We start from the raw sequence: 22,723 nt of genomic DNA, 5'->3' as shown, positions 1-22,723 counted from the left end.
TGTCATGACACAATCCCTCGCCCTCGTCTTTCCGGGGCAGGGCTCCCAGCAGATCGGCATGCTGAGGGAGCTGGCCGAGCGTTACAGCGTCGTGCGGACCACGTTCGACGAAGCGTCCGGTGCATTAGGTTACGACCTCTGGAAAGTCGTGCAAGAAGGCCCCGAGAGCGCCTTGAACGCTACCGCCTGTACGCAACCAGCACTGCTGACCTCTAGCGTTGCGATCTGGCGCGTCTGGCAAGAGCTTGAGGGCCCGCGCCCTCTGGTGATGGCGGGCCATAGCCTGGGTGAATACAGCGCCATGGTATGTGCCGGTGTCATCAGCTTCGCGGAAGGCGTGCGTCTGGTGCGTCTGCGCGGTGAGGCGATGCAGGCGGCAGTACCGGAAGGCCAGGGTGCGATGGCGGCGGTGCTGGGTCTCGATGACGCGACGGTCGAGACGGCGTGTCGTGAAGCGGCGCAAGGTGAAGTGGTCGCGGCGGTCAATTATAATGCTCCGGGGCAAGTCGTGATAGCGGGTAACAAAGCCGCCGTCGAGCGGGCCATTGGCTTGTGCCAGGAAGCCGGTGCCAAGCGAGCCTTGCCGCTGCCGGTGTCGGTGCCTTCGCATTGCAACTTGATGCAGCCGGCCGCCGAGCGCCTCGCAGCGGAGATCGATCGACTCGATCTCAGAACGCCACGTTACACTGTGGTTCAGAATGTCGATGCGCTCGCGCATGAGGACGTTCAAACGCTCAGTCAGCGCCTCGTCGAGCAGCTTTATCGCCCGGTACGTTGGACGGATTGCGTCAACGCCATGTACGAGCGCGGCGCCCGGGTCTTTGTCGAATGCGGGCCGGGTAAAGCCCTGACCGGACTCAATAAGCGAATACAACGCCAAGCCAAGGGGCTTGCCGTCAACGACCCCGAATCGCTCGAGAGCGCGCTGGAATTGGCGCGTAGCGAAGGGGAGCAGTCTTAGTGATGAATGCGGGAAACCAGATGACAAGCGAACGCAGGATAGCCCTGGTCACCGGTGCCAGTCGCGGCATTGGACAAGCGATCGCCCGTGAGCTGGGCCGTCAAGGACGTGTGGTGATCGGCACTTCAACCAGCCAAGCCGGCGCCGACGAGATCGATGCCGATCTAAAGGCGCACGATGTCGAGGGTGCTGGTCGTATGCTCGACGTTACCGACCAGGCCAGCGTCGAGAGCCTGATCAAGGCGATTGGCGACGAGTTCGGTGTGCCGACCATACTGGTCAACAATGCGGGTATTACGCGCGACAATCTGCTGATGCGCATGAAAGAAGACGAGTGGGACGCGGTGCTCGACACCAATCTCAAGTCGCTTTATCGCGTCACCAAGGCGTGCGTACGCGGCATGACCAAGGCACGCTTCGGGCGTATCGTCAGTATCAGCTCGGTCGTCGCCAGCATGGGCAACCTGGGGCAGACCAACTATGCGGCGGCCAAGGCCGGAATGGAAGGGTTTTCTCGCTCCCTGGCGCGTGAAGTCGCTTCGCGTGGCATTACCGTCAATAGTGTCGCGCCGGGATTCATCGCCACCGACATGACGCAGGCGCTACCCGAGGCCCAGCACGAAGCGTTGCTGGGACAGATTCCGCTCTCGCGTCTGGGTGCCCCCGAGGAAATTGCCGCTGCCGTGGGCTTTCTCACCAGCGACAATGCCGGCTACATTACCGGTGAGACGCTGCAGGTCAACGGCGGCATGAATATGCGTTGACGCTCTCCAGGGCGCTGTTGCGTCGTCTGGGAGCGGTCTATAAACTAGCCGCAGCTTTTCCAGAGCTAGCGGATTCGTACCACTAGGAGTAACAAGAGAATGAGCACCATCGAAGAGCGCGTGAAGAAGGTTGTGGCTGAGCGCCTGAACGTCAAGGAAGAAGACATCCAGAACACGTCTTCCTTCACCGAGGATCTCGGCGCCGACTCGCTGGACACTGTCGAGCTGGTGATGGCGCTCGAAGAAGAATTCGACACCGAGATTCCCGACGAAGAAGCCGAGAAGATCACGACCGTTCAGGAAGCGATCGACTACGTCGTCGCTCACCAGTAAGTAGAGCGGTACCGGGTTGCCCGGTTCGACATCGACTCGCGAAGGCCGCTCTGTCATCAGGGCGGCCTTCGTCGTTTGTGCATGCGTGCGGTCTCCATCCCGTCGGTGTTTCGGGTATAATGCGCGCCAAACACGGCACTGCCGTGCCAACTCGCAAGTCTGGAGGAGAGCTGATGCCTCGTAAAAGGGTCGTGGTAACCGGACTGGGACTGGTAACCCCGGTCGGTAATAATGTCAAGGAAAGCTGGGACAATCTCCTGGCAGGCAAGAGCGGCATCGCACCGATCGACCACTTCGATACCACGGGATTCAATACGCGTTTTGGCGGTTCGGTGAAGGACTTCGACATCAGTCCTTACCTGAATCCCAAGGAGGCGCGCAAGATGGATCTGTTCATTCAGTACGGAATCGCGGCGGCGGGACAGGCCATTGCCGATGCCGGACTGGAGAGCGACGAGGACAATGCAGATCGCATCGGTGTGGCGATCGGCTCGGGCATCGGGGGGCTGCCGATGATCGAGCATAACCACAATGCCTTGAATCGCGGTGGCCCACGCAAGATCTCGCCGTTTTTCGTACCTGGGTCGATCATCAATATGATCTCCGGCAACCTGGCGATCCAGCATGGTTTTCGTGGGCCCAACATCGCCATTACCACGGCGTGTACCACGGGTACGCACAACATCGGCTACGCGGCGCGTACCATCGCCTATGGCGATGCGGATGCCATGGTCTGCGGGGGAGCCGAAATGGCCACCACGCCCCTGGGCCTGGGTGGTTTCTCGTCGGCGCGCGCGCTGTCTACGCGCAATGACGACCCTGCTGCTGCAAGCCGTCCCTGGGACCGCGAACGAGATGGCTTCGTGCTCTCCGATGGCGCCGGAGTGCTGGTGCTCGAGGAGTACGAGCATGCCAAGCAGCGTGGCGCGCCTATCTATGCCGAGCTTCTGGGCTTTGGCATGAGCGATGACGCCTACCACATGACTGCGCCCAACGGTCAGGGGGCGGAAATGGCCATGCGCAATGCCGTCAAGGACGCCGCTATCGATGCCGGTCAACTGGATTACATCAACGCGCACGGGACTTCGACCCAGGCGGGCGATGTCGCCGAGAGCCATGCTGTGGAGCGCATCATGGGCGAGGCGGCCAAGTCCGTGACGGTCAGTTCCACCAAGTCGATGATCGGTCACCTGCTGGGAGCCGCCGGCGCTGTCGAAGCGATATTCAGCGTGCTCGCCATCCGCGACAGCGTTGTGCCGCCAACCATCAACCTCGAAGAGCCTGACGAGGGGTGCACGCTAGATTACGTGCCCAACGAGTCGCGCGAGAGGTCGGTGAGATATAGCCTGTCGAATTCCTTCGGCTTCGGCGGCACCAATGGCTCACTGATCTTCGGCCGCGTTTAGGCGCCATGGCCGACGAGGCAGTGCCGTTCGATGATCGCGGCGTCGCTTATGGGGACGGTCTCTTCGAGACCGTCCTCGTACGTGATGGCCAGCCTTTATTATGGAACGCGCATCTACGGCGACTGGCACGCGGTGCCGAGCGGCTGGAAATTCCATTGCCGGATGCGCAGACCCTGGCGAGCTTGCCGGGGCATGCAGGGGATGGCTTGTTCGTGCTCAAGCTACTCGTGACCCGTGGCAGCGGTGGGCGTGGGTATGTATCTCCCGAATCGCCCGTGCCGCGTCTGCGTTGGCGGTATATGCCATTCACGCCACAGTCTGCGCATTGGCGCGATGGCGTGCGCGTTCGCCTGTGCCGGCTGCGCTTGGGGCACCAGCCTTTATTGGCAGGCATCAAACACCTCAACCGTCTCGAGAATGTCATGGCGCGCCGTGAGTGGTGCGATCCCGACGTTGCCGAGGGCGTGTTGTGCGATCATCACGATCGTCTCGTCGAGGCGACCAGCATGAACTTGGTGTGGCGGCGGCACGGCATTCTCGAGACCCCCGATCTGACGGCATGTGGCGTGGAAGGTACGCTGCTGGCGGCGTTGCGCGAGCGTTTGCCGATCCACACGCGCGAAACGGGGGTCGAGACATTGATGGAGACCGACGCGGCCTGGGTCGTCAACTCGGTTCAGGGCGTGTGGCCTCTGAGGCAACTGGACGATACCGACGGTACTTGCCTGAAGCGGTGGGCGATAAACACGACGCATCGGCATCTGCAACAGCATGCCCACCCATTGCTGGGCTATCCCCATGACGCCTTCGATGAGGCGTGAGACAAGGTATCGACATGCGAGTGGTGAAGGTTTTCATAGGGATTGCGATATTGGCTGGTGTGTTGGTGTTGGGGGCCTATCAGTATTGGCAATCTCGCCTGGCGGCTCCGCTGGCCTTGGAACAGACGACGATTTACGAAGTGCCGCGCGGTGCAGGATTCTTGCGTGTCATAGGCGAGCTCGAAGAGCGTGGCATCATCGACACCGCCTGGCCGTATCGCGTCCTGGCAAAGCTCTCGCCCGACAAGGTCAACGGACTGCGTTCCGGCGAGTTCGAGCTCGACCCCACAATGAGCGGCAACGACATGGTGGCGCGACTTTCCAGCGATAACGTCGTGTCCTATCGGTTTACCATTCCCGAAGGGTGGACGTTCGCGCAGATGCGTCGCGAACTGGATGCCGCGGCCAAGCTCGAGCATCGTACTCGAGACATGAGCGATGAAGAGGTCATGACGGCCCTGGGGCACGAGGATGAACATCCCGAGGGGCGTTTTTTCCCCGATACGTATCGCTATCAAAAGGGGATGACGGACCTTGAGGTATTACGTCGCGCTTACGATCGTATGGCGGTTACTCTGGAGGATGTCTGGGCGCAGCGGCATGCCGACCTGCCTATCGATAGCGCTTACGATGCGCTCATCTTGGCTTCGTTGATCGAACGCGAGACGGGGGTCCCGGAAGAGCGACGTCAGATTGCCGGCGTCTTCACGCGACGCCTCGAAAGCGGCATGCGGCTGCAGACAGATCCCACAGTGATATATGGCATGGGAGACGACTACGATGGCAATATCACGCGAGCCGACCTGCGTCGCGAGACGCCCTATAACACCTACGTGATCGACGGGCTTCCACCGACACCGATTGCGATGCCGGGTGCGGGATCGTTACAGGCCGCCGTGGATCCGGCCCCGGGGGATGCCTTGTATTTCGTCTCTCAAGGCGATGGGTCGCATCACTTTTCCAGTACGCTGGCCGAGCACAATGCCGCGGTACGTCGTTACATTCTCAACCGCTGAGCGGGGTAGACCATTGCCATGACGCCAGGACGTTTCATCACCCTCGAGGGGGGCGAAGGGGTGGGGAAGTCCACCAACGTGGATTTCGTGTGCGACTGGTTGAGCGCACGCGGTATCGAAGTGCTGCGCACGCGTGAGCCGGGTGGCACCCCACGAGCCGAAGCGATTCGTGCACTGCTGCTCGACCCCGCCCCGCAGGAGCCGCTCGACGAGACGGCCGAATTGCTGCTGATGTTCGCGGCTCGCGCCCAGCACCTGGCGGCCAAGATCCGTCCCGCCTTGGCACGGGGCGTGTGGGTGGTCTGCGACCGTTTTACCGATGCGACCTTCGCCTATCAGGGGGGCGGACGTGGGCTGGATGAGACGCGTATTGCGACACTTGAAGCTTTGGTGCAAGACGATCTGCAACCCGACCTGACGCTTTTACTGGATATGCCGGTCGAGGCTGCCCAGCATCGTGTCGAACGTCGTGGCACCTCACGCGACCGCTTCGAGCGCGAACGGAAGCACTTCTTCACCGCCGTGCGTGAGAGCTACCTTTCCCGCGCCGCCCAGGCGCCGGCACGGTTCGCCGTGATCGATGCCGACCGAGAGCTGGATGCGGTACAGGCGTCGATCGCTGATCACCTGGCAGCGAGAAGCGCGTTATGGTCGTGACGCCTCTGCCTTGGCAGCGTGACTTGTGGCAACATCTGACTCGCCAACAGGACGCGGGCCGTCTGGCGCATGCACTATTGATTTCGGGTGCGCATGGGGTCGGCAAGCACGATCTCGCCGATGCACTGGTAGCCCGCACGCTGTGTCATGCGCCGGGCGACACCGCCTGTGGTGAGTGCCATGCCTGTCACATGCTGGCGTCGGGGTACCATCCTGACCTGCTCGATATTACCCCGGCCGAAAAGCGCCGCCAGATACGCATCGATCCGATTCGGCAGGTCAACGCTTTCGTGTCGCAGACCGCACAACAAGGCGGTTATCGCGTGATTCGTCTGCATCCCGCGGAGGCCATGAACGTGGCTGCCTCCAACGCGCTCCTCAAGAGTCTCGAAGAGCCAGGCGCGAAGACGCTGTTCGTGCTCCTGGCGGATATTCCTTCGCGCATGTTGCCGACCATTCGTTCGCGCTGCCAGCATTGGAGCCTGGGCGTGCCCGAGCCACACAGCGCCCTTGAATGGCTGAACGAACGTTTCGAGGATCCCGAACAGGCGCGTTTCTGGTTGCGCGTGGCCGGTGGCTTGCCCCAGTTTGCCGTCGAGCTGGCCGAGGGGCGCGGCTTGCGCCAGGAGCTGCGCGAGCTCTTCGATGCCCTGGTGCGCGGCGCGGAGCCGGTCGCCGAGGCGGCGCGTCTCGATCCCCAGTCGTTGGACCGCGTGCTGTGGTACGGTATCGTCTGGCTCGAAGACCTGATTCGATTGGGTGTCTCCGGCGAAGCACAGTACGTGCGCAATCCGGATCTGCTGCCGTTGTATCGCCAGGCAGCCAAGAATGCCCGGGTTCGCGATTGGTTCCGCCTGCTTGACTACGCGCGTGAACAGCGCCGTTTGATCGCCGCCGGGGGCAACCCCAATGCACAGTTGGTGCTGGAAGCCTGGCTGGTACGTTGGGCGTCGCTGTTGCGCTCATGAAAGTGCCGCGCCGGCGGGCATGAATATTGTGCATGAAGCGAGTCGTGCACCCTGACCGAGGAGTACCCGGCGTGGCGCAAAAAGCCTTATCCCTGACGTTCCACGATACGCAGACCCTGCAGGCAGCTCATATGCCTTGGCTGGAACGGGGTGGTGTCTTCGTTCCCACGCAGGAGCGTTATGCGCTCGGCGATGCAGTGTATCTGCTGATCACCTTGCCGGATGACGCTGAGCGCCTACCGGTTTCGGGTACGGTCGCCTGGCTGTCGCCGCCGGGTGTCGGCGGGCGTCGAGTCCCGGGAATCGGTGTGCATTTCAGCGACGCCGATCAGCGTGTGAGAGAACTGATCGACACCCAGCTTGTAGGTGTCACCGCCACACGCCCTAGCTATACCCTTTAGGTCTCGTCTGATCGAGCGCAGGCACTTTTCAGACAGTGCCTTATGCCATGGGCTGGGCCACCCCTTTTTCGATTCTTTAGGTACCGCATGTTCGTTGATTCCCATTGTCATCTCGATCGACTCGATCTCACTGCCCATGACGGCAAGCTCGAGGGCGCCCTGGAAGTCGCCCGCCAACGTGGCGTGCGTCATTTCCTAGCGATCGCCGTCACGCTGGACGACGTGCCCAACTTGGTCGATATCGCCCGTGTCCATGATGACGTCTCGCTCTCCGCCGGGGTACACCCATTGCACCGAGTCGAGCACGAACCCGACGTGAAAGCCATTGTCGACTGTGCCCAGCGTCATGAAGCGGTGGCGATTGGCGAGACCGGGCTGGACTATCACTACGATGAAGTGGCCCACGAGGTTCAGCGACGGCGTTTCGCCGACCACTTGCGCGCCGCGCGCGAACTCGAACTGCCGGTGATCGTGCATACCCGTGATGCCAAGGAAGACACCTTGGCGTTGATTCGTGAGCATATCGACCCTGCCGTGGGGGGTGTCCTGCATTGCTTCACTGACGATCTCGACATGGCGCGGGAGGCGGTGAGGCTGGGTTTCTATATTTCGCTTGCCGGTATCGTGACCTTCCGTAACGCGACCTCGGTTCGCGAACTGGCGCGTCTTGTGCCCCTCGACCGGCTATTGATCGAGACCGATAGCCCTTATCTGGCGCCGGTGCCGCATCGTGGCAAGCCCAATGAGCCTCAGTGGGTCTTGGAGGTGGCGGAATGCATCGCCGCCGAGCGGGGCATCAGTGTCGATGAAGTCGCGATGCAGACGAGTGCCAATTTCTACCGGCTGTTCCGCGCTGCACTGCCCGAGGCGCCCGACGATGTGCGCGAGGCATTGGCACAGATGAGCGGTCAGTAACGCCCAGCACGAGGAGCGAGCATGCCACTAGAGTCGTTGACGTCGCATCTCGACGCATCACCGACGGCAGCGTTGCCGCCGGTTGATACCTGGAATCCGCCTTTCTGCGGTGACATGGCGTTGACCATCGCCGCCGATGGCCGCTGGTGGCATGAGGGCACGCCGATCGGGCGCGCACGCTTGGTCGGTTTGCTGTCGCGCCTGCTGCGTCGGGAAGAAGATGGCGATTATTACCTGGTCACACCGGTCGAAAAACTGCGTATTCAGGTCGAGGACAGAGCGTTCCTGATCGCCGATGCCGATTGCCGCGACGGGGTGTGGACGCTGACTACCAATCTCGGCGATAGCGTCACCTTGGGTGCGCAACGCCGCCTCGTGGTCAGCGCCATGCCGGCCGGCGATCCGGTGCCCGAGGTCGCCATTCGCTTTGGATTGTCGGCACGGCTCAACCGCAACGTCTACTATCGCCTGATCGATACCGCCGAGATGCATGAGACGCTCGACGGTAGCGAGCTGGGGATATATAGCGCCGGCGTCTGGCAGCCCCTCGGCTGGTTGCCCGAGGAGACGCCGTGAGCGAGGCGACGCCTGAACAGCACGCCGTAGTCGCGCATGGCGAGGGACATGCGCGCGTGTCGGCGGTCGCCGGTGCCGGCAAGACCACCACGCTCGTACAACGCGTCTTGCACCTGCTGGCCAACCGCGTGCCACCGCAACGTATGTTGGTGCTGATGTTCAATCGCGCCGCGCGCGAGGACTTCACCCACAAGCTGGCTCATGAGGCGGCGGGGCAGCGCCTTCCCGACGTACGAACCTTTCACTCCATCGGCCATCGCCTGACCCAGACCCTGACGCGCTGGGGGTATCTGTCATCGCGTCAATTGATCGCCGCCGACTGGCAGCGCGAGCGGCTGTTGCGTCAGGCAGTGCAGATGAGCCTGGAACACGCCGACGATAGTCAACGCCACGCCGCGCTGGAGTCGGATCGTCTCGAAGCGCTGGCGCAGTTCTGCGAACTGGTCAAGGCCGAGATGTGCGCCCCGGAGTTGCTCCACGAACGCATGGATTTCGGTGACGGCACCCAGCATTTCTGCGAAGCGTATGCGGTCTTCGAGGGGTTGCTCGAGGATCACGCCTTGATGACCTACGCCGATCTTCTCTATCGGCCGCTGCGCTGCCTGGAAGCGGCTCCCGAGGCACGTTCCCGGGTGCAGGGCTTTCTCGATCATGTGATCGTCGACGAGTATCAAGACATCAATGAGGTGCAGCAGCGCTTATTGGCGATTCTCGCGGGGTCTTCCGCGCAGGTGATGGCAGTCGGCGATGCCAATCAGTGCATCTACGAGTGGCGCGGAGCGCGTCCCGATGCCATGTTCGAACGCTTTACTACCTTGTTCGGCAGTGCTCACGATTATCCGCTGTCGTATACCTTTCGCCATGGCCATGTCTTGGCCTTGGCGGCCAACCACGCCATCCGCGCCAATCGTCGGCGTCCCGATCAGCTATGCCTGGCCGCGCCTGGCACGCCGACGACCCGCGCCGACGTGGCGGTGGGCAGCAGTGCGCTGCTCGATGCCCTTCAGCAGTGGCGTGGCGACGGGCGAGCCCTGGGCGAGGCCTGTGTTCTGGTGCGCAGTTGGGCGTTGTCCGTCTCTGTGCAGTTGCAGCTGTTGCGTGCCGGCATTCCATTCCGGCTCGCGCGCGAGGATCGCTTCGTGTTTCGTCTGCCGCTGGTGCAGGCGCTGGCGGGGTATCTGGCCCTGGCGCGTGATGGGCGCCGTCTGCAGGACCCCGAGCAGCTCAACCTGCTGTTATCACAACCGACGGTCTTCGTGCCCCGCGAGACGCTGACCGCCTTGGCGCACCAACTGGCTCAGACCCAGCAATGGCCTGAGCGGCACGACCCTTTGTTGAATGCGTTGAAGCCCCTTCAGCGGCGCAACCTCAAACGTCGCTGGCAGTTGTTATGCGAACTGCCGCGCATGTCGAATTGGCCGCCGGCCAAGCTGCTCGAACATGTCGTCGAGGCCACCGAAGCGGACAAGGCCCTCAAGCGCGCCGCCTCGCGTCGCGCCAAGGCCGAAGATGACGTGCGCCTGCTCGACGTGTTGATCGAACAGGCCGGTGAACTAGCCAACGACCCCGAAGGCTTCATCGAACTACTCAGCCAACCGGTCGAAGCGCGCGAGGATGGCGTATTGGTGACCACGGTGCATGGCGCCAAGGGACTCGAATGGCCGATGGTCGCGCTGTGGGGCGTCAACGAGGAAGACTTTCCGCACTACACGCGTGAGACGCCCCTTGATGCCGAGCGCCTAGAGGAGGAACGGCGTCTCTATTATGTGGCGATCACCCGGGCACGCGAGCGTTTGCTGGTCCTGCATGATGGCGGCGATCATCGTCCCAGTCGCTTTCTCGAGGAAACCGCCTGGGAGGACTGTCATCGCGCCGCCGCCGCGCTCGGCGAGACACCGTGTGAGTCGCTGGCGGTGCGGGCGCCGGAGGTGGTCGGGCAGTATCTCGAACGTTGCGGCCTGAATCTAGCCGTTACCCGAGCGTCAGAGACAGCCTCTGAACCAGCGTCTGCGACATGGGCGGTGGGGCAGTGGGTGCGACATGGCGTCTTCGGCGAGGGCGAGGTCGTGTTGCTCGAGGGCGATCCCGCCAATCCGGTCATCGAGGTACGTTTCACGCAGGCGGGGCGCCGGCGGTTGATTGCCGCACGAGCCCCGCTGGAGCCTGTGGCTCACATGTTGGGATAGTTGGGACCGCCGCCACCTTCCGGCGCCACCCAGGTGATGTTCTGGGCAGGGTCTTTGATATCACAGGTCTTGCAGTGCACGCAGTTCTGGAAGTTGATCTGGAACTTGGGCTCGCCGTCTTCCTCGACGATTTCGTAGACTCCGGCGGGACAGTAACGCTGCGCGGGCTCGGCGTATTCCGGCAAGTTGACGCGTACCGGAATCTCGGGATCGGTGAGCCGCAAGTGACAAGGTTGATCCTCTTCATGGTTGGTATTGGAGAGGAATACCGACGAAGACTTGTCGAACGAGAGCTTGCCATCCGGCTTGGGATAGTCGATGCGCGTCGCCTCGCTGGCATGGCGCATGCGTGCATGATCGGAGGTGGTGTCGTGCACGGTGGGCAATTTTCCGCCCAGCAGTTGATCCAGGAAATTGTAGGCGCCGCCCTTGACGGTGCCGTACTTGTGAATCGCCGGCCCGAAACTGCGGCTTTCGGTCAACTCCGCCCAAGCCCAGCTATTTTGCCACTTCGAGGTGAACGCGGTCAGTTCCGTGCCGCCTTCGTCACCCGCGACGAAAGCTTCGAACACGGACTCTGCGGCGACCAGGCCGGATTTCATCGCCATGTGGATGCCCTTGATCTTGGCGAAGTTGAGCGTGCCGGCATCGCAGCCGATCAATAGGCCACCGGGGAAGGTCATCCTGGGCAGACTATTGGCACCCCCCTTGGTGATCGCGCGAGCCCCGTAAGAAACGCGGGAGCCGCCCTCGAGATGCTGTTTGAGCACCGGATGGTGCTTCATGCGTTGAAATTCATCGAAGGGCGAGAGATAAGGGTTGTCGTAGGAAAGATCGACGATCAACCCCACCACGACTTGCTGGTTTTCGGCGTGGTAGAGAAACCAGCCACCATGTGTGTCGCTGGGCAGCGGCCAGCCCGAGCCATGCAAGACGCGCCCTGGCGCGTGCTGATCGGCGGGCACGTCCCAGAGTTCCTTGAAACCCAGAGCATAGTGTTGCGGATCGCGACCCTCGTCGAGGCCAAAGCGCTCGATCAGGCGCTTACCGAGATGCCCATGTGCGCCCTCGGCGAATAGCGTATATTTGGCGCGCAGTTCCATGCCCGGCATGTGGCCGGATTTTTCGCTGCCGTCGGCGGCCACGCCCATGTCGCCGACGAGGATGCCGCGTACCGTGCCATCATCATCGTGCAGGCTTTCCTGGGCGGCGAAGCCGGGGAAAATTTCCACGCCCAGTTCTTCCGCCTGTTCGGCCAGCCAGCGACACAGGTTGCCGGCGCTGATGACATAGTTGTCATACGCGCCGCCGGTGTTGTGCATGCTTTTGGGCACCAGGACATTGGGTAGCTTCTGAGCGTTATCGGCGTCCTTGAGCAGGTAGAGATCGTCACTGACCACGGGAGTGGTCAACGGCGCGCCGCGTGATTCCCAGTCGGGGAAGAGTTCGCGAAGGGCGCGTGTCTCGAGCACGGCACCGGACAGAATATGCGCGCCCACCTCGGAGCCTTTTTCGACCACGCAGACGCTGAGTTCGCGCTGGGCCTCGTGGGCCTGCTGCATCAGGCGACACGCTGCCGATAGTCCGGACGGGCCGGCGCCGACGATGACGACGTCGAAATCCATGTATTCGCGTTCCACGGCTTGATCTCCTCCATCTTCGCGTTGGGCGGTCGACGCGCCCGAGCATGCACAGTGTCTTTCGAGCAATGATGCATGGACAAGTCGCGTTTTTCTTGGTTGTATTCTAAAGATTGTATTTTAAACGGCCGTTTGATTCTACATGGGGCGACCGGCCCGCATGATGTCATTTTCCGCGTGGTTTGTCCTGGGGCAGCTCGATAGGCCGCTGGCGCTGCCATGACGGCGCTTCAGGGTTTGACCAGGTTGGACGAGTTCACGCAATATTATATAGGGTCGCCGCGTGTTTAACGGGCGACATTTTTCGGGACACGCCCCCTATCAAACGCTTGAATGAATTTATTCTAAGGGCATGCCTGCCGGTTCTAACCAAGCGAGGACACCATGAAAGTACTCGTCGCGGTCAAACGCGTCATCGATTATAACGTCAAGATCCGAGTCAAGCCGGATCATTCCGACGTCGATCTCACCAACGTCAAGATGGCCATGAATCCGTTCTGCGAGATCGCTGTGGAAGAAGCGGTGCGCCTCAAGGAAAAAGGAGTGGCCAGCGAGGTAGTCGCCGTCACCATCGGTCCCAAGGCGGCGCAGGAGCAACTGCGTACTGCCCTGGCGCTGGGTGCCGATCGCGCGATCCACGTCGAGACCGACGACAAGGTCGAGTCGCTGACCGCCGCGAAGCTCCTCAAACGGGTCGCCGACGACGAACAGCCGGGCCTGACGATTCTCGGCAAGCAGTCTATCGACACCGACAACAACCAGACCGGCCAGATGCTGGCCGCGCTGGCGGGCATGGGGCAGGGCACGTTCGCCTCCGAGGTACAGGTCGAGGACGACGAAGTTCAGGTGACCCGTGAAGTCGACGGCGGTCTGCAGACCGTCGCGCTCAAGCTGCCGGCGGTGATTACCACCGACTTGCGCCTCAACGAGCCACGCTATGCCAAGCTGCCCGACATCATGAAGGCCAAGAAAAAGTCCATCGACGTCAAGAGTCCCGATGACATGGGCGTCGCCGTAGCGTCCAGCCTGAGCGTGCTCAAGGTGGAATCGCCGGCGGAACGCCAGGGCGGCACCAAGGTGGCCTCCGTGGATGAACTCGTCGACAAACTCAAGAACGAAGCCAAGGTGATCGCATGAGCATTCTGGTTATCGCCGAACATCATAACGGCCAACTGGCAGACAGCACTGCCCACGTGGTCGCCGCGGCCCAGGCCATCGGCGGAGACATCGATATCCTGGTGGCGGGTGATAACGCCGCAGGCGCCGCCGAGGCGGCCGCCAAGCTGTCCGGTGTCGCCAAGGTGAGAACCGCCGACGACGGCGTCTATGCGTACCAGCTCGCCGAGCCGATGGCCGAGCTCATCGCCGGACTTGCCGGCGACTACAGCCATGTGCTGGCTGCCGCGTCCACCCATGGCAAAAACGTGTTGCCGCGCGTCGCCGCGCTCAAGGACGTGGCCGCACTGTCGGAGGTAATCGGCGTGGAAAGCCCCGATACCTTCCAGCGTCCTATCTATGCGGGCAACGCGATTGCCACCGTGCAGTCGAACGATGCCCTCAAGGTACTCACCGTGCGCACCACGGCCTTCGATGCCGTCGACGCAACGGGTAGCGCCGGGGTCGAGGCGATCAGTGCCACCGTCGAGAATACCCTGTCGCGGTTCATCGGCGAGGAGCTGGCCAGCAGCGATCGTCCCGAACTGGGCAGTGCGCGCGTGGTCGTTTCCGGCGGTCGCGGCATGGGTAACGGCGAGAACTTCACACTGCTCGACGGCATCGCCGACAAGCTCGGCGCGGCGATTGGTGCTTCGCGCGCGGCCGTGGACGCCGGCTTCGTGCCCAACGACATGCAGGTCGGGCAGACCGGCAAGATCGTTGCCCCGGAGCTGTATATCGCCGTGGGCATCAGTGGCGCCATCCAGCATCTGGCGGGCATGAAGGACGCCAAGATCATCGTGGCGATCAACAAGGACGACGAGGCACCGATCTTCCAGGTCGCCGATTACGGCCTGGTGGGCGACTTGTTCGAAGTACTTCCCGAACTCGAATCCAAATTGTAAGTCGTAGGTATGAGTGTGGCCTGCCAAAGACTATTGGCGCGCACTGCATTGCTGAACCGGCCCTGGGTGGCCGGTTTTCTGTTTCATGGTACATGATTGATAATTATTATTGTTTGTATTAGCGTACTAGCCGTCCATTCGTCGGCGCTGATGAGCGTTCGACACGATCAAGCAACGGGAGAAAGCGTGGTGCCTAACGACACGCGAAGCCGAACACGGACATGCCGGCGTGCGGCCTGCGCCGGTATGGCGTTATTGATGGGCGTTTCGGCAACGGCCTGGGCGCAGCAGACGTCATTGCGAGACGCCAGTGCGCAGGCGCAGCAAGAACAGGCGGCGCTGCAGGACAAGATAGACGCGGCCGACGACGAAACGCGTGAATTGCTGACGCGCTTGCGCGATGCTAGCCGCGAGGCCTCGCGGCTCGAGCGCTACAACGACGAGCTTGCCCGCCGTAATCAGGCGCAGCAGGCCTTGATCGAGAAGCGCCGCGAGGCCATCGATCAACTCTCGGTGACGCGTGAAGCCCTGCCGGGGCAGTTGCGCGATATGGTGTCGCAATTGCGCACCCTGATCGAAGCCGACTTGCCATTCTTGCGCGAGGAGCGCCTGGCACGCGTCGAGAGTCTCGATACGATGCTCGATGACAGCGAGATGAGTGCGGGTGACAAGCTCGATCGCGTGCTCTCCGCCTGGCGCACGGAGCTCGACTATGGTCGCGAGATGGATGCCTGGCAAGGTCCGCTGGTGGGCGACGACGACCGCCAGGTCGATTACCTCCGCGTAGGGCGTATCGGGCTCTATTACGCCACGCCGGATGGCCGCGCCGGTGGCGTCTGGCGTGCCGATGCCGAGGAATGGCAACCCCTCGAGGGCGATGCGCTCGATGAACTGCGCAAGGGGCTGCGTATTGCGCGTGATCAGCGAGCGCCGGCATTGCTCGACCTTCCAGTCTCGGTAACGCTCGAGACGCAATCGGCCGACGACGCGAATTCTCCAGCCCAGGACGAGGGGGCATCATGAGCACATGGAAGTCTCTGCGGTCCCGGGTATTGGCATTGGCCCCGGTGCTGATATTGACGATGGCACTGCCGGGCATCGTGCCATCGGCGATGGCTCAGGAGAGTGACTCGAGCCCCTCGCTGCAGCAAATGCTGGAAAGTCTGCGCACGGATAGCGAAGCTGCCGAGGCGCGAGACCGAGAGCGCTTGAACGCACTGGTGGACGACCGCACTGCACTGCGCGACGCGGTGGAAAAAGCGGAAAGCGAACGCGATGACGCGCGTCAACGGCGCGACGAGCTGGAGGCAACGCAAACGCGTCAGCGTGAAGCGCTCGATGAAGTCAACCAGCGGCGTCGCGATGAAGCGGGCGATCTCGATGGCGTATTCGATGTGGCGCAAGGACAAATCGGCGAATTGCGCGATGCGCTGGGTGACGGTTGGTTGACAGTGGGGACGCAGACGACGCTGCCGGAACGGCTCGACGATGACGCCATCATCGATACCCAGACACTGGAAAACCTGGGGCGGACGTTTGCCGAGCTGACAGCGGAGACCGGGCGTGGCGTGCGCTTCGAGGCGCCCATCGCCGATGCCGAAGGTAATGTCGAGCAACGTGAGGCGGTACGCCTGGGCGACTTTCTCGCCTTCAGCGGTGGCAAGCTTCTGACACGTGACGCGGGCAATCAAGCGGACGAAGCTGGTCTGCGTGTGATCTCACATACACCCGAAGATGCCAGCGACGCGCTGCAATCCTTCCAGAATGGTGACAGCGACCGCGTGGTTTTCGATCCCACGCAAGGCAATGTGCTCGATGCCTTGGCGCAACAACCCTCGCTGTGGGAGCGTTTTCAGCAAGGCGGCTCAGTCGGCTACGTCATCGTCGTGCTGGGGATCGTGGGGTTGCTGGTGGCGTTGTCGCAATACGCGTATTTGCTGATGGTCAGCCTGCGTCTGCGTCGTCAGCTCCGCACTCCCGAGACCTTGCGCAGCGATAATCCGCTGGGGCGGGTGCTCGGCCGCTTCGCGGCACTGGGTCACGATCATGCACCGGAAGCGTTGGAGGCACGCCTCGATGAAGCGCTACTGGCCGAAAAGCCGCGTCTCGAGCGTGGTCAGCCTTTGGTCAAGCTCATGGCGGCCGTCGCCCCCTTGCTGGGGCTGTTGGGGACCGTGACCGGGATGATCGGCACCTTCCAAGCGATCACCGTGTTTGGCACCGGCGATCCGCAGCTCATGGCCGGCGGGATCAGCCAGGCATTGGTGACCACCGTGCTGGGCCTGATCGTCGCCGTGCCGCTTCTATTCGCGCATACCGCCTTGAGCAGTCGCAGCCGCGAATTGCTCGGCACGCTCGAGGGTCGGGCGAGTGCCGTGCTGGCCGAGCATCTCGAGGCCTCATACGGGCATACGAGGACGCAGGCCGATGTCCACGCTCGCTGAGCCCATCGTCTGGCTGGTTCATGCCGGTGGTCCGGTGCTGGTGGTGATTGCCCTGGTTGCCATGGCGCTTTTCGCCATGGGGCTGGAGCGTGGTCTGTACTGGCAATTCGTGCATCGCCGTCGTCGTCGGGCATTGGTGGCGCGCTGGGTCGCGCGCCGCGATCACGCCAGCTGGAGCGCGTTGACGCTGCGCGAGGTCTGGACCTCGGAGCTCATCGGTCAACTGCGGCGCCCTCTGCCGTGGCTCAAACTCCTGGTGGGGCTGTGCCCGCTGCTGGGATTGCTGGGAACGGTCACCGGGATGATTCAGGTCTTCGATAGCCTCTCCTTGACCGACGTCAACCAGGCGCGGGCCATGGCCGATGGCGTGGCCCGCGCGACGTTACCGACATTGACCGGCATGGCAGTCGCCGTGGTGGGGCTATTGTTCACCACCCGTCTAGAACACGTGATTCGGCGCGAGGATCAGCGGCTTCATGACCGCATGGCACGTGCCGTGGAGGATGCCAATGCGTAGGCGTCGACTACAGGACGTCAATGACGACGCCCAGGAAATAAACCTCACGCCGATGCTGGATGTGGTGTTCATCATGTTGATCTTCTTCATCGTGACGACCAGCTTCATCAAGGAGAGTGGCGTGGAAATCGACCGTCCCGAATCGTCCTCCGCGACCGCGCGCCCCGAAGCGCAGGTCATGGTGGCGATCACTGCCGAGGACGCCGTGTGGGTCGATGGACAGCCGGTGGATGCACATCGCGTCGGCAATGAAGTGGCCAGTCTGATGAGCGACGAAGGCGGCGTGGTGATTCAGGCCGATCGCCAATCGACCACTGGGCTGCTCATCGAAGTCATGGATGCCATTCGCGATGCCGGCGTTGAAAACGTCGCCGTGGCGGCGGACCGAGGCGCCGACGGATGAGAGCGATCGCAGGCGCTGCAGGCGGCATCTTGATGGCATTGGGGCTTTTCTATCTGTTGGCCTTGCTGGTGGCGCCGCCGGAGGATAACCATGAGCCGGTCGAGCAGCCGATGTCGGTGTCACGCGTCGAGGCGCCCGAGGCACAGCAGGCGTCGGCACCGGAAGCGGCTGCACCGGATGCCCCGACGCCACCGGCTCAAACGCCGCCGCCTCCGCCGCCCTCGCCAGTGCCCGCGACCCAGAGTGACAGTTCGCTGACGTTGCCCGAGCCGCAAGCCTCGGCGCCTCCCTCGCCGGAAGTGCCTGAGGAGTCGTTGCCCGAGCTCGAGGAAGTCGAGCCCACTCCAGAGCCGGAACCCGAGCCGGCGCCTGAGCCTGAGCCCGAACCGCAGCCTGAGCCTGCAGAAGCAACGTCACCTGCGGATGCAGCGTCGCAAGGCGACAGCGCGGACGCCTCAGATGCCGATGCCTCGGCGAACGGTGAAACGAGTGAGCAGGACGCTGAAAAAGTCGGCTCGCCGCAGCCCACCGAACGCGTGCCGCCGGAGTATCCGTCGCGGGCGCAACGGCGTGGCATCGAGGGGTTCGTGGAGGTGAGCTTCACGATCAAGCCCAATGGGCGAGTCGATCGCGATTCCTTGCACGTCACTGATGCCGAGCCGCGTAGTACGTTCGAACGTGCGGCGCTCAAGGCCGTCGCCGATTGGCAGTTTTCGCAAAGCGATCATCCGCGTGAAGCGCGTCAGCGGCTGGAATTTCGTCTCGAGAGGTAACGCATGCAGTGGCGTCATTGGGGATGTGTAGCGATGCTATGTCTGGGGCTGGGAATGGCCAGCACGAGTGCCAGTGCCGCCGGGCCGGCACTGGCACCCGATATGGTGCAGGCGTTGGAGTCGCTTCAGCAGCGCATGCAGGATAACGCCAGCGAGAGCGCCATCGATGACGCCAAGGCGGCCGCTGAGCGGTTACAAGGCGGTAATCGGGCGGATCGCTGGGCACGTGCCTTGTTTCTGCAATTGGCGGCCACGGGTGAGGCGCATCGAGGTCGGGAAGCTGCCGCTGCGGATTTGTTTTATCAAGCACGGCGCATTGACGGTGTGGGGAGCGATTCGCGCCGGCGCTGGCTCAACCAGGAAGCACGTTTGAGGCTGCGCGCGGGGCTGACCGCGCAAGGCGCCGAATTGCTGGGCGAGTGGATCGAGCGTCATGGCGGTGACCGCGACAGCCTGTGGTTGATGGTGCAAGCCCAGGCGACGCTCGAGCAGTGGTCGCAGGCGGCGCAGTGGGTCGATCGCGCGCGGCGCGCAGGTGGTATGGAGGCCGATAGGCGTCGCCTGGCGGCCAGCGTTTATCAGCATGCCGAGCGTTACGACGCGGCACTGGCGCTGCTCAATGATCAGTTGCAAAGCAATAGTGACGATCCCCAGGCATGGCGGCGTGCCGCCGCGCTGGCGCAGCGCATGCAGCAGCCGGGATTGGCAGCGGCGTTATGGGAGGCCGGTTGGCGGCGGGGCGCGCTCGCGGGCGAGGACGATCTCGAGCGTTTGATTCGGCTACATCTGGCGGGCGGCACCCCGGCGCGTGCCGCCGAGCATCTGGAAACGGCATTCGAGAAAGGCACGCTGCCACGCGATCGCGAGCACCGGCGTCTTCTTGCCGAGGCCTGGACGTCGGCGCGCGCGCACCACAAGGCGCTGTCGGCGTGGCGCGCGCTGGCTGAAGAGACCCAGGCCGCCGAGGACTGGCGCCAGCTCGGCGAGCTGGCCTACGGTTGGGGCGAATGGTCGACGGCGATAGAAGCGCTTCACCAAGCACGTGAGCAGGGAGCCGATCCCGCGCGAACCTGGCTCTTGGAGGGCGTGTCGCAACTGGCGTCGTCGGATGAAGAGGCGGCGCGAGAGGCGTTCGAAGCGGCGCGCGATGCCGGTGCGTCGCAGGCCGAGTCCTGGCTGGCATCGCTCGGCGAAGGGGATGTCGGGAAAGCGCCTGACGTCGACGCATTACCCGATGAGGCAACGCCTCAGGTGCTCTCCGATACGCAATGACGCATGTGACACACGCTTTTTACGGACGTTGATGCGTATTACAACGCGAGCTGTGCCCATACCGGGGCATGATCCGAAGGACGCTGTATGCCGCGTAGTGCGTAATCGATACCGGCGTCTTCCACCTGCTCGCACAGCGTGGGGGTGACCATGATGTAGTCGATCCGCAGGCCGCGTTTAGGCTCGCGCTCGAAGCCCCGCGAACGATAGTCGAACCAGCTGAAGCGATCGTCGACTTCGGGGTAGCGCAGACGATAGCAATCGCTCAGTCCCCAGTCGGCGAGTCGCGTGAGCCATTCACGCTCCACGGGTTGGAAACTGGTCTTGCCCTCGCGCAGCCAGCGCTTGCGATTGGACTCGCCGATGCCGATGTCGATGTCGGCGGGCGAGATGTTGAAGTCTCCCATGACCGCGAGCCGCTCATTGGGCGTATGTCGCTCTTGCAGCAATGCCGTGAGGCGGGCATAGAAATCGCGTTTGGCGGGGAACTTGGTGGGGTGCTCGATATTCTCACCCTGCGGGAAGTAACCGTTGTACACGGTCATGGTGTCGCCGTCGTCACAGCTGATGCGGACGCCGATCAAGCGTCGCTGGGCCTCTTCGCCATCGTCGGGTAAGCCGTAATGCACGACCTCGGGGGCCTGTCGGGTGAGTAGCGCGACGCCGTAATGGCCTTTCTGCCCGTGAAAAGCGACGTGATAGCCGAGCGCTTCGACGCTTTCACGCGGGAACTCACTGTCCTGCACCTTGGTTTCCTGGAGACCGATGATATCGGGACGATGCGCTTCGATGAGCGCTTCCAGTTGATGCAGGCGAGCGCGGATTCCGTTGATGTTGAAGGAGACCAGGCGCATCAGCGATCACCCCGTGAATCGTCGTCGCGTGTCGGCGCGCCATGCACGTCGAGGGTTGGCGCCTGCTGTTGACGTGCCAGGCGACGTGCGGCCTGTAGTTTGCGTTGCTGGCGTTTCTTCTGTACGTAGCGCGGCGACGATTTGACCTGATCGGGGTTGTCGTGGCGCCATTTACGGAAATCCTTGCGACGCCCGGTGCGAATCGTCACCTTGCTGGCGATCGAGCGCGTTTTCTTGCTGCGTGTCATGTCGTGACCCTGTGTCGTATTGACTTGAGAATCATTCTACCAGTCGCGCCGCCGAGCGGCATCCGTGCTTGAGCGCGATGCCCGCGCGATGCTCGGCAATGACTGATACAATGTCTGCTTGCGTCGTGATCCAGCTTGGCTGTCGCGATGGCCGTGGCGCGCTCCGGAAAAGCGGACAAGCGCGCTGGATTCATGCATTTGCGTACGAATATGGACAGACATAGAAGCCTATGAGTGAGTCGGATAAAACCCCAGAACCGGCCCAGAACCGCAAGCCAAAGCGTCGGCGTCGCAAGCCGCGTCGTTCGCAGTCCCAGTGGGACATCAAGCAGTTCCAGGTGACACCGGTGGCGGGCAAGTGGCGTTTTCACGATTTCGATCTTCCTGTGCCGCTCATGCGCGCGATTCACGCCCTGGGGTTCGAATACTGCACGCCGATCCAGGCAGAAGCCTTGACCCATACGCTGCTAGGTGGCGATGTGGTCGGCAAGGCGCAGACGGGGACCGGCAAGACCGCCGCTTTCCTGATTTCGACTCTGGCGTACTTCCTGGAAGAGAAAGCCCCTGACGGCCAGAAGCCCGGTGCGCCACGTGCGTTGATCGTCGCGCCGACACGGGAGTTGGCGCTGCAGATCGAGAAAGACGCCAAGGCACTGGCGCGCTTCACTTCGCTCAATGTGGCCAGTGTCGTCGGTGGCATGGACTATCAGAAGCAGCGCGATCAGTTGTCGCGCAAGCTCGATGTGCTGGTTGCGACGCCGGGGCGTCTGCTCGACTTCCACGAGAAGCACGATGTCGATTTGACGCAAACCGAAGTGCTGGTCCTCGACGAAGCGGATCGTATGCTGTCGATGGGCTTCATCCCCGACGTCAAGCGCATCATCCAACATACGCCCAAGACCGAAGAACGCCAGACTTTCCTTTTCTCGGCGACGTTCAGTCCGGACATTCTCAACTTGGCCAAGCAGTGGACGCATGGCGCCACACACGTCGAGATCGAGGCCAGCCTCGAGAATGCCGCCAACATCGATCAGCGCGTCTACCTGGTGGGCGACAGCGACAAGCAACGCCTGCTGATCAACTTGCTCAACCAGGAGAGCATGGAGCGCGTGATCGTGTTCGGCAATCGGCGCGACCTGGTGCGCAACCTCGACAGCGAACTGCGCCAGGCAGGGGTCAACGTGGCGATGCTCTCCGGTGATGTACCGCAAAAAGCGCGTATCGAAACGCTCGACCGTTTCCGTAACGGCGAGGTGGATGTGCTGGTTGCCACCGATGTGGCAGGGCGTGGCATTCATATCGATGATGTCAGCCATGTGGTGAATTACACCCTGCCGGAAGATCCCGAAGATTACGTGCACCGTATCGGCCGCACGGGACGTGCCGGCGCCGAGGGTGTATCGATCAGTTTCGTCGGCGAAGAAGATGCCTTTGCGCTGCCGGGAATCGAATCCTACATCGACGCCAAGCTGCCCTGTCAGCATCCTCCCGAAGGGCTGCTCTGACCC

Annotated in this window: 24 protein-coding genes; 21 read left to right on the top strand and 3 right to left on the bottom strand. The window is 62.5% G+C overall.

Annotation, left to right across the window (positions count from 1 at the left end; genetic code table 11):
• Positions 1-4: 4 nt before the first annotated feature.
• The 12 genes from fabD (at position 5) to OP496_RS00200 (ending at position 11,004) form a co-directional block, all read left to right on the top strand.
• The gene (gene fabD, locus OP496_RS00255) at positions 5-961 is read left to right on the top strand and encodes an ACP S-malonyltransferase (RefSeq protein ID WP_280561308.1); all 957 of its coding nucleotides are present in this window, start codon (positions 5-7) and stop codon (positions 959-961) included.
• A 20-nt stretch (positions 962-981) separates the two neighbouring features.
• Positions 982-1,725 (top strand): 3-oxoacyl-ACP reductase FabG, encoded by a 744-nt coding sequence (gene fabG / locus OP496_RS00250; protein WP_280561307.1) that lies wholly within the window; start codon positions 982-984, stop codon positions 1,723-1,725.
• Positions 1,726-1,824: 99 nt separating this feature from the next.
• Complete coding sequence (acpP, locus tag OP496_RS00245; RefSeq protein WP_011506901.1) at positions 1,825-2,058, top strand: acyl carrier protein; 234 nt, start codon at positions 1,825-1,827, stop codon at positions 2,056-2,058.
• Positions 2,059-2,231: 173 nt separating this feature from the next.
• Positions 2,232-3,464, top strand: a complete 1,233-nt coding sequence (gene fabF, locus OP496_RS00240) for a beta-ketoacyl-ACP synthase II (RefSeq protein WP_280561306.1) — start codon at positions 2,232-2,234, stop codon at positions 3,462-3,464.
• A 5-nt stretch (positions 3,465-3,469) separates the two neighbouring features.
• Complete coding sequence (gene pabC, locus OP496_RS00235) at positions 3,470-4,285, top strand: aminodeoxychorismate lyase (RefSeq protein WP_280561305.1); 816 nt, start codon at positions 3,470-3,472, stop codon at positions 4,283-4,285.
• A 14-nt stretch (positions 4,286-4,299) separates the two neighbouring features.
• Positions 4,300-5,301, top strand: a complete 1,002-nt coding sequence (gene mltG / locus OP496_RS00230) for an endolytic transglycosylase MltG (protein ID WP_280561873.1) — start codon at positions 4,300-4,302, stop codon at positions 5,299-5,301.
• Positions 5,302-5,319: 18 nt separating this feature from the next.
• Complete coding sequence (tmk, locus tag OP496_RS00225; RefSeq protein WP_280561304.1) at positions 5,320-5,958, top strand: dTMP kinase; 639 nt, start codon at positions 5,320-5,322, stop codon at positions 5,956-5,958.
• Positions 5,949-6,926 (top strand): DNA polymerase III subunit delta', encoded by a 978-nt coding sequence (locus tag OP496_RS00220; RefSeq protein WP_280561303.1) that lies wholly within the window; start codon positions 5,949-5,951, stop codon positions 6,924-6,926. Before tmk ends, OP496_RS00220 begins: the two co-directional genes overlap by 10 nt.
• A gap of 71 nt (positions 6,927-6,997) precedes the next feature.
• Entirely contained in the window at positions 6,998-7,327 is a 330-nt protein-coding gene (locus tag OP496_RS00215) for a PilZ domain-containing protein (RefSeq protein ID WP_280561301.1), read from the top strand.
• A gap of 87 nt (positions 7,328-7,414) precedes the next feature.
• Positions 7,415-8,242, top strand: a complete 828-nt coding sequence (locus OP496_RS00210) for a TatD family hydrolase (RefSeq protein ID WP_280561300.1) — start codon at positions 7,415-7,417, stop codon at positions 8,240-8,242.
• A gap of 21 nt (positions 8,243-8,263) precedes the next feature.
• Positions 8,264-8,818, top strand: coding sequence for a DUF1285 domain-containing protein (locus OP496_RS00205; protein ID WP_280561299.1), 555 nt, complete (start codon positions 8,264-8,266; stop codon positions 8,816-8,818).
• Positions 8,815-11,004: an ATP-dependent helicase gene (locus tag OP496_RS00200; RefSeq protein WP_280561298.1), complete on the top strand. Its 2,190-nt coding sequence runs from the start codon at positions 8,815-8,817 to the stop codon at positions 11,002-11,004. Before OP496_RS00205 ends, OP496_RS00200 begins: the two co-directional genes overlap by 4 nt.
• On the opposite strand, the gene OP496_RS00195 is transcribed toward OP496_RS00200, so the two are convergent.
• A complete protein-coding gene (locus tag OP496_RS00195) occupies positions 10,989-12,629 on the bottom strand; it encodes an electron transfer flavoprotein-ubiquinone oxidoreductase (protein ID WP_280561872.1) in 1,641 nt (546 codons plus the stop codon). The genes OP496_RS00200 and OP496_RS00195 overlap by 16 nt on opposite strands.
• Before the next feature lie 399 nt (positions 12,630-13,028).
• Here OP496_RS00195 and OP496_RS00190 point away from each other — a divergent pair, with 399 nt between their 5' ends.
• From OP496_RS00190 to OP496_RS00155, 8 genes are all read left to right on the top strand, one after another.
• Positions 13,029-13,781, top strand: a complete 753-nt coding sequence (locus OP496_RS00190; RefSeq protein WP_280561297.1) for an electron transfer flavoprotein subunit beta/FixA family protein — start codon at positions 13,029-13,031, stop codon at positions 13,779-13,781.
• Complete coding sequence (locus tag OP496_RS00185; protein WP_280561296.1) at positions 13,778-14,704, top strand: FAD-binding protein; 927 nt, start codon at positions 13,778-13,780, stop codon at positions 14,702-14,704. The genes OP496_RS00190 and OP496_RS00185 overlap by 4 nt, the downstream gene beginning before the upstream one ends.
• Positions 14,705-14,890: 186 nt before the next feature.
• Positions 14,891-15,727, top strand: a complete 837-nt coding sequence (locus tag OP496_RS00180) for a DUF3450 domain-containing protein (RefSeq protein ID WP_280561295.1) — start codon at positions 14,891-14,893, stop codon at positions 15,725-15,727.
• Positions 15,724-17,148 (top strand): MotA/TolQ/ExbB proton channel family protein, encoded by a 1,425-nt coding sequence (locus OP496_RS00175; protein WP_280561293.1) that lies wholly within the window; start codon positions 15,724-15,726, stop codon positions 17,146-17,148. Before OP496_RS00180 ends, OP496_RS00175 begins: the two co-directional genes overlap by 4 nt.
• Positions 17,132-17,665, top strand: coding sequence for a MotA/TolQ/ExbB proton channel family protein (locus tag OP496_RS00170; protein WP_280561292.1), 534 nt, complete (start codon positions 17,132-17,134; stop codon positions 17,663-17,665). Before OP496_RS00175 ends, OP496_RS00170 begins: the two co-directional genes overlap by 17 nt.
• Complete coding sequence (locus tag OP496_RS00165; protein WP_280561290.1) at positions 17,658-18,068, top strand: biopolymer transporter ExbD; 411 nt, start codon at positions 17,658-17,660, stop codon at positions 18,066-18,068. Before OP496_RS00170 ends, OP496_RS00165 begins: the two co-directional genes overlap by 8 nt.
• Positions 18,065-18,841, top strand: coding sequence for a TonB family protein (locus tag OP496_RS00160; protein ID WP_280561289.1), 777 nt, complete (start codon positions 18,065-18,067; stop codon positions 18,839-18,841). Before OP496_RS00165 ends, OP496_RS00160 begins: the two co-directional genes overlap by 4 nt.
• Positions 18,842-18,844: 3 nt before the next feature.
• Positions 18,845-20,113, top strand: coding sequence for a hypothetical protein (locus tag OP496_RS00155; protein WP_280561288.1), 1,269 nt, complete (start codon positions 18,845-18,847; stop codon positions 20,111-20,113).
• Positions 20,114-20,151: 38 nt separating this feature from the next.
• On the opposite strand, the gene xthA is transcribed toward OP496_RS00155, so the two are convergent.
• Positions 20,152-20,967, bottom strand: coding sequence for an exodeoxyribonuclease III (gene xthA, locus OP496_RS00150; RefSeq protein WP_280561287.1), 816 nt, complete (start codon positions 20,965-20,967; stop codon positions 20,152-20,154).
• Positions 20,967-21,215: a hypothetical protein gene (locus OP496_RS00145; protein ID WP_280561286.1), complete on the bottom strand. Its 249-nt coding sequence runs from the start codon at positions 21,213-21,215 to the stop codon at positions 20,967-20,969. Before OP496_RS00145 ends, xthA begins: the two co-directional genes overlap by 1 nt.
• A gap of 230 nt (positions 21,216-21,445) precedes the next feature.
• Between OP496_RS00145 and OP496_RS00140 the strand changes: the two genes are divergently transcribed.
• Positions 21,446-22,720, top strand: a complete 1,275-nt coding sequence (locus OP496_RS00140) for a DEAD/DEAH box helicase (RefSeq protein WP_280561285.1) — start codon at positions 21,446-21,448, stop codon at positions 22,718-22,720.
• The last annotated feature ends 3 nt before the right edge of the window (positions 22,721-22,723 follow it).

The organism is Chromohalobacter sp. 48-RD10 (assembly GCF_029889785.1).
GTDB lineage: Bacteria > Pseudomonadota > Gammaproteobacteria > Pseudomonadales > Halomonadaceae > Chromohalobacter.
Note: the sequence above shows the minus strand (reverse complement) of the source record. Positions and strands in the feature narration are given on the sequence as shown.